At 70.1% G+C, this 13,717-nt stretch carries 13 protein-coding genes; 8 read left to right on the top strand and 5 right to left on the bottom strand.

Annotation, left to right across the window (positions count from 1 at the left end; all coding sequences use genetic code 11):
- The first annotated feature begins 12 nt into the window (after positions 1-12).
- Both SSPN_RS0131125 and SSPN_RS0131120 read left to right on the top strand, forming a co-directional pair.
- Positions 13-423, top strand: coding sequence for a DUF3151 domain-containing protein (locus SSPN_RS0131125; protein WP_010312777.1), 411 nt, complete (start codon positions 13-15; stop codon positions 421-423).
- 98 nt (positions 424-521) lie between these two features.
- A complete protein-coding gene (locus tag SSPN_RS0131120; RefSeq protein WP_010312775.1) occupies positions 522-1,625 on the top strand; it encodes an FUSC family protein in 1,104 nt (367 codons plus the stop codon).
- Between the two features lie 11 nt (positions 1,626-1,636).
- Here SSPN_RS0131120 and SSPN_RS0131115 read toward each other — a convergent pair whose 3' ends face one another.
- From SSPN_RS0131115 to SSPN_RS0131105, 3 genes are all read right to left on the bottom strand, one after another.
- A complete protein-coding gene (locus SSPN_RS0131115) occupies positions 1,637-1,918 on the bottom strand; it encodes a hypothetical protein (RefSeq protein ID WP_010312772.1) in 282 nt (93 codons plus the stop codon).
- Positions 1,919-2,064: 146 nt separating this feature from the next.
- Positions 2,065-2,703: an HNH endonuclease family protein gene (locus SSPN_RS0131110; RefSeq protein ID WP_010312770.1), complete on the bottom strand. Its 639-nt coding sequence runs from the start codon at positions 2,701-2,703 to the stop codon at positions 2,065-2,067.
- A gap of 336 nt (positions 2,704-3,039) precedes the next feature.
- Complete coding sequence (locus SSPN_RS0131105; RefSeq protein WP_029535901.1) at positions 3,040-3,741, bottom strand: hypothetical protein; 702 nt, start codon at positions 3,739-3,741, stop codon at positions 3,040-3,042.
- Positions 3,742-3,844: 103 nt separating this feature from the next.
- Here SSPN_RS0131105 and SSPN_RS0131100 point away from each other — a divergent pair, with 103 nt between their 5' ends.
- Positions 3,845-5,131 carry an adenylosuccinate synthase gene (locus tag SSPN_RS0131100; RefSeq protein ID WP_010312766.1) on the top strand — a complete coding sequence of 429 codons (1,287 nt, stop codon included), beginning with the start codon at positions 3,845-3,847 and terminating at the stop codon, positions 5,129-5,131.
- A gap of 229 nt (positions 5,132-5,360) precedes the next feature.
- Here the strand turns inward: SSPN_RS0131100 and SSPN_RS0131095 are convergent, their stop codons facing one another.
- A complete protein-coding gene (locus SSPN_RS0131095; protein WP_010312764.1) occupies positions 5,361-6,974 on the bottom strand; it encodes a Na+/H+ antiporter in 1,614 nt (537 codons plus the stop codon).
- 191 nt (positions 6,975-7,165) lie between these two features.
- The gene (locus SSPN_RS0131090; protein WP_010312762.1) at positions 7,166-8,281 is read right to left on the bottom strand and encodes a glycerophosphodiester phosphodiesterase; all 1,116 of its coding nucleotides are present in this window, start codon (positions 8,279-8,281) and stop codon (positions 7,166-7,168) included.
- Positions 8,282-8,502: 221 nt separating this feature from the next.
- On the opposite strand from SSPN_RS0131090, the gene purD reads away from it, so the two are divergent.
- The 5 genes from purD (at position 8,503) to SSPN_RS57925 (ending at position 13,522) form a co-directional block, all read left to right on the top strand.
- Positions 8,503-9,765, top strand: a complete 1,263-nt coding sequence (gene purD, locus SSPN_RS0131080; protein WP_010312761.1) for a phosphoribosylamine--glycine ligase — start codon at positions 8,503-8,505, stop codon at positions 9,763-9,765.
- Between the two features lie 145 nt (positions 9,766-9,910).
- Positions 9,911-10,210: a hypothetical protein gene (locus SSPN_RS0131075; protein ID WP_010312758.1), complete on the top strand. Its 300-nt coding sequence runs from the start codon at positions 9,911-9,913 to the stop codon at positions 10,208-10,210.
- A 30-nt stretch (positions 10,211-10,240) separates the two neighbouring features.
- Positions 10,241-11,434: a WXG100 family type VII secretion target gene (locus tag SSPN_RS0131070; protein WP_010312756.1), complete on the top strand. Its 1,194-nt coding sequence runs from the start codon at positions 10,241-10,243 to the stop codon at positions 11,432-11,434.
- Positions 11,435-11,816: 382 nt separating this feature from the next.
- Positions 11,817-12,995, top strand: coding sequence for a pyridoxal phosphate-dependent aminotransferase (locus SSPN_RS0131060; protein WP_010312753.1), 1,179 nt, complete (start codon positions 11,817-11,819; stop codon positions 12,993-12,995).
- A 362-nt stretch (positions 12,996-13,357) separates the two neighbouring features.
- The gene (locus SSPN_RS57925) at positions 13,358-13,522 is read left to right on the top strand and encodes a hypothetical protein (protein ID WP_010312751.1); all 165 of its coding nucleotides are present in this window, start codon (positions 13,358-13,360) and stop codon (positions 13,520-13,522) included.
- The last annotated feature ends 195 nt before the right edge of the window (positions 13,523-13,717 follow it).

Genomic DNA, 13,717 nt, shown 5'->3' with positions numbered 1-13,717 from the left:
GAGGATTGGGCCATGACGAGGAACCTGTTGGAACCGCCGGAAACCCTGCTGCCGGAGAACGAGGCCGCGCAAGGCGAACTGGCCGCGGGTACCGACCCGGCCGAGGTCGCCGCGCACCACCCCACGTTCAGCGCCGCTTGGGCCACGCTCGCGGAGTCGGCGCTGGACGCGGGCGAGAACATCGCCGCATACGCCTACGCCCGCACGGGCTACCACCGCGGCCTGGACGCCCTGCGCAAGGCGGGCTGGAAGGGCTTCGGGCCGGTGCCGTGGCGGCACGCCCCGAACCAGGGCGTGCTCCGCTCGATCGCGGCGCTGGCGAAGGCCGCGAGAGCGATCGGCGAAGCCGACGAGTTCGGCCGCTGCCGCCAGCTGCTCGCCGACAGCGACCCGGCGTCCCTGGACGCGACCGGCCTGGCCTGAGCGGAGTCCTCGGGTGCGCGACCGGTCCGGTCGCGCACCCGAAGATCAAGCGAGGATCACTTCGGTGACGCTCGGATTGCGCCGGGATCTGTCGGACAATGTCCACCGTGCATCGATTGCGCGAGGAGCTCGTCCGCCGCTTGCGTCGCCTCATGCGCACCGGCGTTCCGATCGCCCAGTGCGCGATCGCGGCCGGCCTCGCGTGGTTCCTGGCGCGCCACTTGTTCGGGCACCCGGCCCCGTTCTTCGCGCCGATCGCCGCCGTCATCTCGCTCGGCGTCACGCTGGGCCAGCGGATGCGGCGGGCCCTGGAGCTGGTGGTCGGCGTCAGCATCGGGATCGGCGTCGGCGACATCCTGATCTCGTTCATCGGCACCGGCGCCTGGCAGATCGCGCTGGTCGTCGCGTTGGCCATGAGCACCGCGGTGCTGCTGGACAGCGGAGGCGTGATCGTGCTGCAGGCCGCGTCGTCGTCGGTGCTGGTCGCGACGCTGCTGCCACCGGCCAGCGCGGGCGGGCTGACCCGCATGATCGACGCGGCGATCGGCGGCCTGGTCGGCTTCATCGTCGCCGCACTGCTGCCGGCGAACCCGCTCGCCGTGGCGCACCGCAACGGGCGCCTCGTGCTCGGTGCCCTCGCCGACGCGCTGCGCGGTGTCGGGAACGCGGTGGCGCGGCAGGATCTCGATCTCGCCACTGATGTGCTCGCGAAGGCGCGCAAGAGCCAGAAGCACGTGGAAGAACTCCGCACCGCGCTGGAGGCTGGGCAGGAGATCGCGCGGTTCGCGCCCATCCGGTGGCGGCGGCGCGGCGACTTGGAGCGCTACGAGACGGCGGCGACGCCGATCGACCGCGCGCTGCGCAACACCCGTGTGCTGGCGCGACGGGCGCTCGCCGCGCTGCGGGACGGCGAGCCGGTGCCCCGCCCGCTGCCGGGCCTCCTGGAGGAGTTGGCGGGCGCCGTGGTGCTGCTGCGTGACGAGCTGGCCAGCGGTGTGGATCCGCTGCAGACCCGCGAGGGGGCCCGGTCGGTTGCCAAGAAGTCCACAGTGGAGCTCCTCGGCGAGGGGGACTTCTCGATGCAGGTGGTGGTTATGCAGGTCCGCTCGATCGCGGTGGACCTCCTGCAAGCCACGGGCCTCAGCCGAATCGAAGCGATTGCCGCCCTACCGCCCCTGCACCCCGAGGAGAAGTCCGGGTGATGGCCCCTCGGTCAACCACGTAGGTCGGCATTGGGGCGGTGCAGGACCGCTACCAGGGCGGTGTGCAGCGCGCCGTGATCGCGCGGGTCGTGGAGGTGGCAGTCGGCGGCCGAGAGCCGGTACCACTCGGCGGCGCCCGCGTAGCGCACCCACACCGTCACGTCGCCGTCGGTGCATTCGGTGGCCAGCTCCAGGTCGCCGGTGATCACCCCGACCTCGTCGGTCATCACCCCACCCGGCGGCGCGGTCACCTCGGAACGCAGCATCGCTGCGTGCTCTGCGTGGTCTGACATCGAACCGTCCTCTTCACGACGCCTCGGATGCCCCCAGTATGTCCTGTCAGGACCTGGCGCGTCCGGACGGCGATTTCGCGCGAAACCGCCGCGTCGGCCAGGTCCTGGCGGGGTGGTGCCCCGCCGGTCAGGCGGGGCACCGGTGATCAGCAGCCGTTGAGGGCCTTCTGCAGCGCGGACTTCTCCGCGTCGGTGACGGTCAGCTGGTACTTGTGCTTGGTGCCGACCCACATCGACGCGTACTTGCAGTGGTAGCCGGCCTCCGGCGGCATCCACTCGTCCGGAGTTTGGTCGCCCTTGGACTGGTTGACGTTGTCGGTGACCGCGATCAGCTGCGGGCCTTCCAGGTCGTTGGCGAACGCCTGGCGCTGGTCCTGGGTCCACTTCGCGGCGCCGGAGCGCCACGCGGCGGCCAGCGGCACGACGTGGTCGATGTCCAAATCGGACGGTTTGGTCCAGGTCGCACCGTCGTAGGGGCTGAACCAGCTGCCGGAAGTCGGGTAGCAGTCCGAGCCGACCGCCACGTCCTTCCCGTCGCGCTTGAGCACCGCCTCGCGGGTGTTGCAGCCGTCCGGGCCTTCGATCCAGTGCGGGAACTTCTCCCGGCTGTAGCCGTCCATCGGGCCCTCCGGCGCGACGGTCAGCTCAGTGAGTTCGGTCTTCGCCGTCTCCGGGCTGGGAATGCCGGGCGGCTCGGCGCTGGCCGGAACGGCCAGCGCGAGGCCGAGGGCACCCGCCAGGGGCAGGGCGGTCAGGGTGGCGCGCAACGATCGGTGGCCTCTCATGGCTTCCCTCCGCATGGGCGTCTCGCCGGTGTCCGTGTTGACCATTGCCCACGCGGGTGGCCGAGACAATGCCGGAGCGTGACCAATGGATGACTTGGCGTGAAACCGCCACGATCGTGCCACCTCTTGGTTAATTTCGCACCATCCGGCACACCTGTTCCGGAAGTCATCGGAATTGCGGCCCGCCGAGTTGGTTCCGCCGGCACTCGTCCCGTTTTGGAATGGGTGATTTCGGACCAATCCGGCCCGGATTGGCGCAGGTCAGGGCGTTGCGCGTCGGGGATCCCAATTCGGGTGGAATCGGATCCTATTTGGTCGAAATGCGGAGTTCTGCTTTCAGTAGGCCAGTTGGAGGTCCTCGGTGTGCCGGTACCAGACCCATTTCTCCATCGGGCGCGGATGGGCCACGCCGTCGCGACGCACCGTCGCCGAGCGGAACGACGCCTGCACCGCGCGACCGCGCGTGACGTCGCGCCGGCGGCGCAGCAGGCCGCGGCGGACGGTGGTGACCAGCAGGCCGTCGGCGGCCGGCTCGAGCATGGCGCTCAGCGGATCCGCGGTGGGCTCCGGCAACGGTGTGGCGGCCGGGTCCGGCGAGATGGTGATGCTGACCGCGGCGCCGTTGAGCACCTGCTCGTCGTCGCAGTACACCTGGCCGGTGATCGGCTCGATCGTCCCCTCGCCGAGCAGCACGCCGCCCGAATCGTCCCTGATCAACGCCGCCGGACGCGGCGCCGCGATGAGCGCGCGGTCGAAGTCGCCGACCCGGAGGCCCCACAGCCGCGCGGCCGGCGAGTCGGCGACCGGGACGTAGCCGACGACCAGGTCGGTCAGCCGGCTCTTGCGGAGCAGGCGCAGCACCACCGCCGCGAGGTCGGCGTCGGTGCCGTGCACCACCAGCCGCTCCTCGGTGCCGGCGACCAGCGGGTCCACGTCGTCGCGGCCCGGCGTGGCCGGGACGTCGAACCATTGCACTCCGTCACCGGACGGGCGCGCTGCGCGCTCGACGTTTCCGCAGGACAATGCGGTGGTACTCACGTTTCGCTCCTGGTTTACCCTGATCGACCGGCATACCCCGTGGTGGGAGCGGGCGAAGCGTGCGGTCACGCTGGCGACCACCCAATCCAGGTTGGAGTTTCACATGCCGGCGATCGTGCTGATCGGCGCCCAGTGGGGCGACGAGGGCAAGGGTAAGGCGACCGACCTGCTCGGTGAGCAGGCGCAGTGGGTCGTCCGCTACCAGGGCGGCAACAACGCGGGTCACACCGTGGTGCTGCCGGACGGGCAGGACTTCGCGCTGCACCTCATCCCGTCGGGGATCCTCACCCCTGGCGTGACCAACGTGATCGGCAACGGTGTCGTCGTCGACCCCGGCGTGCTGCTGGAGGAGCTGGCCGGGCTGGAAGGCCGCGGCGTGGACACCTCGCGGCTGCTGGTGTCGGCCGACGCGCACCTGATCATGCCGTACCACGTGGCCATCGACCGGGTCACCGAGCGGTACCTCGGCAAGAAGCAGATCGGCACCACCGGGCGCGGCATCGGGCCCTGCTACCAGGACAAGATCGCCCGGGTCGGCGTGCGGGTGCAGGACCTGCTGGACGAGAAGATCCTGCGGCAGAAGGTCGAAGCCGCGCTGGACATAAAGAACCAGATCCTGGTCAAGGTCTACAACCGCCGCGGGCTGGACGTCGATGAGGTCGTGGACACCGTGCTGTCCCAGGGCGAGCAGTTCGCCAGCCGTATCGCCGACACCAAGCTGCTGATCAACGAGGCGCTGGAGCGCGGCGAGACCGTGCTGCTGGAGGGCTCGCAGGGCACCCTGCTGGACGTCGACCACGGCACCTACCCGTTCGTGACCTCGTCGAACCCGACCTCCGGTGGTGCCTGCGCCGGTTCCGGCATCGGCCCGACGAAGGTCAACGCGGTGATCGGCATCCTGAAGGCCTACACCACCCGCGTCGGCTCCGGTCCGTTCCCGACCGAGCTGACCGACGAGGCCGGCGAGAACCTGCGCAAGCAGGGCGGCGAGTTCGGCGTGACCACCGGCCGGTCGCGGCGCACCGGCTGGTTCGACGCGGTGATCGCGCGCTACGCGACCCGCGTCAACGGGATCACCGACTACTTCCTCACCAAGCTGGACGTGCTGTCCGGGCTGGAGACGATCCCGATCTGCGTCGCCTACGACGTGGACGGCGAGCGGGTCGACCAGATGCCGATGACGCAGACCGGCGTGCACCACGCGGTGCCGGTGTACGAGGAGATGCCGGGCTGGTGGGAGGACCTCAGCGGGGCGCGCACCTTCGAGGACCTGCCGGCCAACGCCCAGGCCTACATCGAGCGGATCGAGGAGCTCGCCGGGGCGCGGATCTCGGCGATCGGCGTCGGCCCCGGCCGCGACCAGACCATCGTCCGCCACAGCATGGCGTGAGTTGAACCGCAATTTCAACGAGCGTTTCCAGGTGGCGGAACCTCAGCGGCCTTCTCGGCGGTGGGATCCCGGACACGTATGTCCGTACGTCGTGTCCGGGGCTGTCCTCGCGAGAGGGCCACTGAGAACCCGCGGCGGTGCCGGTTGCGAGGGTGGGGCAAGGCGGCCGCGGATCGGCCAGGATGAAAAAGGCGCAATCAGATCGTCCCCGGCCGTTCGGCAACTGCGGTCAGCGGTTTCGCCAGGAGCTGTCCAGGGCGGCTTCCTGTAGGTCCAGTTCGCGCAGGACGCGGCGCAGCACCTCGTCGTCGACGTTGCCCGCGTCCCGTTCGTCGGCCATCGCCGAGCGCTGTACCTCGATCAGGTCGCGGCGCAGGTCGGAGAACACCTTGCTCGCGGTGTCCGCCCGCTCGTCGGGCGTGCGCCCGACCTGCTCCGCCGCCGCCATCCCCTGGTGCTCCACCAGGTCCCGCATCCGGCCGATGATCCGGTCGAAGTGCTCCGGGCTGGTGTGCAGGTCGTCGGGCGTGAGCCCGTCCAGGTAGTGCAGGGCGGCGTTGGTCGCGGTCACGCGGGCCTCCGACTCGGCCTGGTCGTCGCGCGCGGCCTCGTCCGGGTCGGTGACGCCGAGCTTGCGGATCAGCCACGGCAGCGTCGTCCCCTGCACCAGGATCGTGCCGACCGCGATCACGAACGCCATGAACTGGATCAGTTCCCGCGCCGGGAACGGCTCACCGGTGCCGGTGGTGTGCGGGATCGCGCCCGCGGCCGCGAGGGTGACCACGCCGCGCATCCCGGCCCACGAGAGCACGGCGGTGCGCCGCCACCGGCTGCCGAGCTTCATGGTGGTGGCCAGCAGCTGCGACAGACCTGGCAGGTAGTTGGAGCAGAACATCCACACGATCCGGATGCCGATCGTCGCGGCCAGGATGATCAGCGCGTGCACCAGCACCGCGCCGATGTTGCGCCCGGAAGCGACGAGCGCTGCGACGACGGAGTGCAGCTGCAGCCCGATGTAAGCGAACACCAGGCTTTCCAGCAGGAGGTTGATCGACGCCCAGACGGTGTGCTCCTGGAGCCGCCCCGCGGCCCGGGCACGCGGCTGGTTGTGGCCGACGTACAGCCCGGCGGTCACCACCGCGAGCACGCCGGAACCGTGCAGCTGCTCGGCGGTGAGGTAGGCGATGAACGGCACGAGCACCCCCAGCACGGTCGCCACCTGCACGTCCGGCACGCGGGTCCGGGCGATCTGCGCGAGTATCCCGAACACCAGCCCGACGACGATGCCGTCCACCACGGCCAGCACGAACACCAGCGCCCCCTGGGCCAGGGTCGGCGTGGTGCCGACGACCGCGGCGATCGCCACCCGGTAGATGGTCAGCGCCGCGGCGTCGTTGATCAGGCTTTCCCCGCCGAGGACCGTCATCACGCCGCGCGGCAGCTTCAGCTGGCGGCCGATCGCGGCGGCGGTGACCGCGTCCGGCGGCGCGATGACCGCGCCGAGCACGATCGCCGAGTCCAGCGGCAGTTCCGGGATGAGCGTGTAGGCCAGCCAGCCGATCAGGAACGACGTGGCCACGACCTGCAGCACGCCGTGGTGCACGATCGGCGCGATCCGCGCCCGGAAGTTGGTGTAGGAGCTCTCCAGCGCGGCGGCGTAGAGCAGCGGCGGGAGCACGACGGTCAGCAGCAGCTCGGGATCGATCTCCAGCTGCGCCGTGCCGGGGATCAGCGACGCGACGAGGCCGACGAGGACCAGCAGCAGCGGGGAGGCGATCTCGCGGCTCCGCGCGACAGCGGTGACCAGCAGCGCACCGATCAGGACGAGCAGCAGTTGGGCCACCGAGCACCTCCGTCCATCATGGGCAGGTTAGGCGGCCCGATGGCCCAATTGCTCGGCGCGGCCGGTGACTCGGCGCGGCCGGTGACTCGCGCCCAGATGTCGACCACAGTTTCAATTGAAACTGTGCACGAAACACCGGGAACCACAGTTTCAATTGAAACTGCGGTTCCCGGGGACCGCTAGGAGCTGGCTCAGCGGTGCGTCGCAGCGAAGTCGTCGCGGGCGGTGACGGCGATGTCCGGCTGGTCGCTGAAGATTCCGTCGATGCCCTGGTCGAACAGCGCCCGGAAGAACCCGAAGACGTCGCCGAAAGCGGCCGGGTCGGCCGAGGACCGGAAGTCGGCCGGCAGGAAGTTGTTCTCCGCGCGGACCGTGTACGGCACCACGTCGAGCCCGGCCGCGTGCGCGTCGGCGACGACGTTGGTCGGCTTGGTGAGGAAGCCGTCGGCGTTCACCGGCAGGATCACCTTCGTGTCCGGGCCGATCACGTCCGCATACCCGGCGATCTCCCGCAGGCCCTCCGGCTTGACCAGGTCGGCGTAGGTGCGCGGGTCACCGGACTCGATGAAGTCCTGCGGCGCGCCGGAGTTGCTGATCAGCTGCACGAGCTGCACCCGCAGCACCCGGTCGAGCTCCTTGAGGTTGCCCACCTCGAACGACTGCACGGCGACCTTGGCCTTCGGCCGGTTCAGGCCGCTGCGGGTCAGCGCCTTGACCACGCCGGGCTCCAGCGGCAGGCCGAGCTTGGCGAAGTAGCTGGGGTGTTTGGTCTCCGGGGCGACGCCGATCTCGCGGTGCAGCTCCCGGGACAGCCGCTCGCGCAGGTCCAGGACCTCCTGGAACGTCGGCACCTCGTAGCGGCCGTTGTAGATCGTGTTGTTCGGCCGGATTGCCGGGATGCGCTCCTTGGCGCGCAGCGTCTTGAGCTCGGCGAGGGTGAAGTCCTCGGTGAACCACCCGGTGATCGAGGTGCCGTCGATGACCTTGGTGGTCTTGCGGGCGGTGAACTCGGGATGCGCGGCGACGTCGGTGGTGCCGCCGATCTCGTTCTCGTGCCGCGCGACCAGCACGCCGTCCTTGGTGGGCACCAGGTCCGGCTCGATGTAGTCGGCACCCATCCGGGCCGCCAGCTCATACGAGGCCAGCGTGTGCTCCGGCCGGTACCCGGAGGCACCTCGGTGCCCGAAGACCGCCACCTGGTCGTTGTCCTGCGGCCCGTTCGGTGCGGCGATGGCGGGCGCGGTGATGAGCCCCAACGCCGCTGCGCCCGCGACGGACAGAGCCGTCATGCGTACCCGGATCGTCATTTGCCCTCCTGTGTCTCGCGCAGCATGTCGATCAACGCTGCACATTCGGGCAAAACACTGACCGCCGTAATCGACCATTCGCGCAAGGCGCGGAGACCCGGCGACAACGGCCAGGTGAACTACCGGGACCGGCCGGATGATCTAGCCACGTGAGGCATCCGCGCGAGGATTGGCGGGGGCATTGCGGACGTGGCGTGCCGCACGCTCTACCCTCACGGTTTGTGCGAATCCTCGTGATCGGTGGCGGTGGCCGGGAACACGCGATCGTCCTGGCGCTGTCCCACGACCCGTCCGTGACCGCGCTGGCCTGCGCGCCGGGCAACGCGGGCACCGCTGCCCTCGCCGAGACCTACGGCGTCGACGTCGCGAAGCCGGACGAGGTGGCCGGGCTGGCCACCAAGTGGCAGGCGGACCTCGTCGTGTTCGGCCCAGAGACCCCGCTGGTCGCGGGCGCCTCCGACGCGGTCCGGGCGGCTGGCATCCCCTGCTTCGGCCCGTCGAAGGACGCCGCGCGCATCGAAGGCTCCAAGGCGTTCGCCAAGGACGTCATGCTCGCGGCTGGTGTGCCGACGGCGCACAGCGAAGTGGTGGACAACCCGGCGAAGCTGGACGCCGCGCTGACGCACTTCGGCCCCACCTGGGTGGTCAAGGACGACGGACTGGCGGCAGGCAAGGGCGTGCTGGTGACCGGCGACTTCGACGCGGCTCGGGTGCACGCGCTCAAGCTGCTCGACGGCGGGCACCCGGTGCTGCTGGAGTCGTTCCTGGACGGCCCCGAGGCGTCGCTGTTCTGCCTGGTCGACGGCACCACGGTGGTCCCGCTGCTGCCCGCGCAGGACTTCAAGCGGGTCGGCGACGGCGACGCGGGCCCGAACACCGGCGGCATGGGTGCCTACGCGCCGCTGCCGTGGGCACCGGACGACCTGGTCGAGACAGTGGTGCGCACCATCGTGCAGCCGACGGTCGACGAGCTGGCGCGACGCGGCACGCCGTTCTCCGGACTGCTGTACGCCGGTCTCGCGTTGACCTCTAGCGGCCCGCAGGTGATCGAGTTCAACTGCCGCTTCGGCGACCCCGAGACCCAGGCCGTGCTGGCGCTGCTGCACACGCCGCTGGCGTCGCTGTTCAACGCCGTCGCGCGCGGCGAGCTGGCCGAGCAGCCGCCGCTTGAGTGGGAGTCGGGTGCCGCGGTGACCGTCGTGGTTGCCGCGGAGGGCTACCCCGGGCGGCCGCGCGTCGACGACGTGATCCAGGGCGGCGACGTCCAGGGCGTCCTGCACTCCGGCACCCGTCGCCGGGAGGACGGCGCGGTACTTTCCGCTGGCGGCCGCGTGCTGTCGGTGGTGGCCACCGGCGCGGACCTGGCGACGGCCCGCGAGGAGGCGTACCGCCGGGTCGAGGGCGTGCACCTGCCTGGCTCGCACTACCGCACCGACATCGCACTCCGTGCGGTGCAGGGCGAAATATCGCTTCCGACCGCCTGACTGGCTCGAAACTTCGCTGAAACCCGCCCGATGATTGGGAATTCCCCGACACCGGGCGGGTTTTTCTGATGTTCTTGCTCTGGCCCGCGGAACCGGGCCGCAGTGCCCGCCGTCGAATGTGCGGGGTTGAGCGCGAGGAGGAGCCGTGACCCAGGCGGGCTACAACATACAAGCCCTGGAGGACTGCCGAGCGGTGTTGGACGGCAAGGCCGGGCCGGTCGGGGCGGTCGGAGACGGCTTCGAAGGCCAGCACGTCGACGGCGCGATCTTCGGCGAGCTGGAGGCGGCGGGATCGTTCGCGTCCGCGATCACCGAGCTCGACGCCACGGGCAAGCGGGAGCTGGACGCCGGGGAGCAGTTGCTGCGCAGCGCGAGCAGCGCGCTCGACGCGGTGCGGACCACCGTCGAGGACATCGACCAGGCGAACGTCGAATCGTTCCGCTGAACTGGGGACCAGATGGGGATTTCAGGAGAGGTGGCGAGCAAGCCCGGTGGGGGCGAGCTCGCCGAGCAGCTGCGCAAGATCGAGGACAGCAAACCGGAGGACATCCGCGCGATCGGCAACCGCTGGCGCGAGGCGGCCGGTACGACCGGCGACCACGGGCACGATCTAGACCAGTCCGTGCGCAGTCTCGACGGGGCGTGGGAGGGTGCCTCCGCGGACGCCTTCGTCGCCTACATGGGCAAGATGACCGGCGGGTTCGACAAGGCCCGCGAGGCGTTGCAGAGCTCGGCCGACGTGCTGGACCGAGCGGCGGAGGCGGTGCAGGCCGCCAAAGACCAGGCCAACGCGATCGGCGAGCGGGCGCTGGCCGATGCGCGGCGCGCCGAGGACGCCTACCAGAAGGAGATCGCCGGAACGACCGACCAGGCCGCCAAGGAGGAGGCGGCGGGACGGCGCGACGAGGCCATCAGGAAGGCCATGCAGGACCACGCCCAGGAGGCCAAGGGGAAGATCGACGAGGCGAACTCGAAGCTCGACGCCGCGCTGGGCGAGTTGCGCGGCGCCGCGGCAGGGCTCACCGGAGCGTTGTCCTCACTGCCGAAGGCCGGCGAGCAACCGTTCACGCCGACCCCGGGGCGGCAGGTCGACTGGGACGTGACCCCGCCCTCGCAGACCAACCAGCAGTCCGCCACGCCCGGCGCCGAGTCGAGCTCATCCGGCGGGTCCGGCGGTTCTGGCGGTTCTGGTGGTGCCGGTGGTGGCGGGGGCGGTGAATCCGGCGGCTCCGGCGGCTCCGGTGGCGGAGGCGGCGGTGGCGGCGGTGGCCTCGGGCCCAGCGGTGGCCCGCCCAGCAGCGGTCCGCCGCCCGGCAACGTCGAGCAGTGGATCCGGGAGGCCATCAAGATCTTGCAAGCCAACGGCATCCCGGTCACCGAGGACAACATCGACGAGATCTGGACGATCATCCAGAAGGAGTCGGGCGGCAACCCGCACGCGATCAACGACTGGGACTCCAACGCAGCGAAGGGAACGCCGTCGAAGGGCCTGATGCAGTGCATCGACCCGACGTTCCAGGCGCACAAGCTCCCCGGGCACGGCGACATCTGGAATCCGGTGGACAACATCATCGCCGGGGTCCGCTACACCTTCGACCGCTACGGCGGCTTCGGAGGGCACCCGGGCCTGAAGTCCATGTCCCAGGGCGGCGGCTACCAGGGCTACTGACGGGCACCTGTTTCCAGGCCCGTTTTGCATGGCGGTGCCGACGGCGGAACCTCAGAGGACTTCTCGACTCCCGGATCCCCGCGCGCGTTACGTCCAATACGTCGTGTCGGGGCTGTCCTCGCGAGATAGCCCGGGGTGCGGGGTGTCCCCGCAGGCATCCTGGTCGTGAACGTGGTTACTCGACATCTCCACTTCACAACCGGAGGTCTTCCTCACCCTCAACCCAGGACAATCTCCCCGGACACCACAGCTAGGCGGCTTCGCCGCTTCAAGGACAAAGCCCGCGTTCAAAGGCCGTGTCTGAGCTTGCATTCGAAGGAGAGGTGCCAGCGGGAGGCGGCCAGGTGTCCGGGGTTGACCAGGCACCTGGCAGGCTGGGGGCATGTTCGACAGCGCCACTGCATTACGGGTCGCCGAGCGGGCGGCCGTCGAGCCGTTCCAGGTGATGGAGGTTCTGTCCGCGGCCGCAGCGCGGCAGCGGTCGAAGGGCGACGTGGTCTCGCTGGCCGCCGGCCAGCCCGCCACGCCCGCGCCGAACGCCGTCCGCGAAGCCGCCGCGCGGGCGTTGAACCACCACGCGCTCGGCTACACCGAGCAGCTCGGCCTTCCTGAACTGCGCGAATCGATCGCCGGGCACTACGACCGGTCTTACGGACTGGCGGTCCAGGCCGACGACGTCGTGGTGACGACCGGCGCCTCCGGCGCCTTCCTGCTCGCGTTCCTCAGCGCTTTCGACGCCGGGGACCGGGTCGCCCTGGCTCGCCCCGGCTACCCGGCCTACCGGAACATCCTGGCGGCACTGGGCTGCGAAGTCGTGGAGCTGCCGTGCGACGAGACGACCCGCTTCCAGCCGACCGTGGCGATGCTGGACGCGCTCGACGAGCCGGTGCGCGGGCTCATCGTGGCGAGCCCCGCGAACCCGACCGGCACGGTGCTCTCCCGCGATGAGCTAGCCGGGCTCGCGCGGTGGTGCGAGACCAACGGCGTGCAGCTGATCAGCGACGAGATCTACCACGGGCTCAGCTACGGAGATTCACTGCACTCGGCGTGGGAGTTCGCCCGCGAAGCGGTCGTGGTGAACTCGTTCTCCAAGTTCTGGTCCATGACGGGCTGGCGGCTGGGCTGGATGCTGGTGCCGCCGCGGCTGCGCCGCGCGGTGGACTCGCTGACCGGGAACTTCACGCTCTGCCCGCCCGCGCTGTCGCAACACGGGGCGGTCGCGGCGTTCTCCGAGGACGCCTACGCCGAGGTCGGCGCGCACGTCGAGCGCTACCGGACGAATCGGGAGCTGCTGCTGAAGCGCCTCGCGGACCTCGGCATCACCCGGGTCGCCCCGGCCGACGGGGCGTTCTACGCCTGGGCGGACATCGGGCACCTCACCGACGACGCGACGGGATTCTGCCGGCGGCTGCTGGACGAAACCGGTGTCGCGGTGGTGCCGGGTGTCGACTTCGACCCGGTGCTGGGCAACCGCTTCCTGAGGATGTCCTTCGCCGGGAGCACCGAAGACATCGCCGAAGCCCTGGACCGCCTGTCCCGCTGGCTCCCAGGCGCCTCCTGACCCATGAATGCTCCGGGGGCTGTCAACGACAGTTCCGGAAGACGTTGGTTGAAGCGAACGGACCGTTTGCGCCGTCTACCGAGGTGAACGAGCCGTTCGCTTCGCATGTGTCTCGTGGGGTTGGCGGGCTGGTGGTTGAAGCGAACGGACCGTTTGCGCCGTCTACCGAGGTGAACGAGCCGTTCGCTTCGCGCTAGACGCTGTGGCGCGCAGAAATGCTCACGGGTTCTGACCGGTGGCGGCTGTTCTCGGGGTTCCCTGAGTTTTCCCTGGTATGGGCTTTCGGGAGGCCGCTGCGGGCTGGTTGTCTGGCACGCTGGAGGCAGGACGGGATCCGGCGCGGTCGAGCTGAGGTGCTTGCGATGTTGTGGAAGGTGATCGGCGGCCTGTTGCTGTTGTGGCTGGTGATCTCGGTGGCGGGCTTCGTCATCAAGGGGCTGTTCTGGCTCGCCGTGATCGGCGGCGTGCTCTTCGTCGCCACCGCCGCGATCGGCTGGGCCCGGGACCGCAAGCAGATCAAACCCTGACCCTCGATTGGAACGAGGTGAGGGGCACCCTTGAGCGGCACAGCCGCTCAAGGGTGCCCCTCACCTCACCCGTTCCACCCAATCAAGTGATGAGTGAGGGGCACCTACCCGTCGCCGGACCGCCACCCCCCAAGCAGGCGCTTCGCGCTGCGGTATCAAGGGGGCGAAGCGCCCTTGGCTGGGGAAAGGGGGCTG

Source organism: Saccharopolyspora spinosa NRRL 18395 (assembly GCF_000194155.1).
Lineage (GTDB): Bacteria > Actinomycetota > Actinomycetes > Mycobacteriales > Pseudonocardiaceae > Saccharopolyspora > Saccharopolyspora spinosa.
This window is presented reverse-complemented; position numbering and strand designations above follow the sequence as displayed.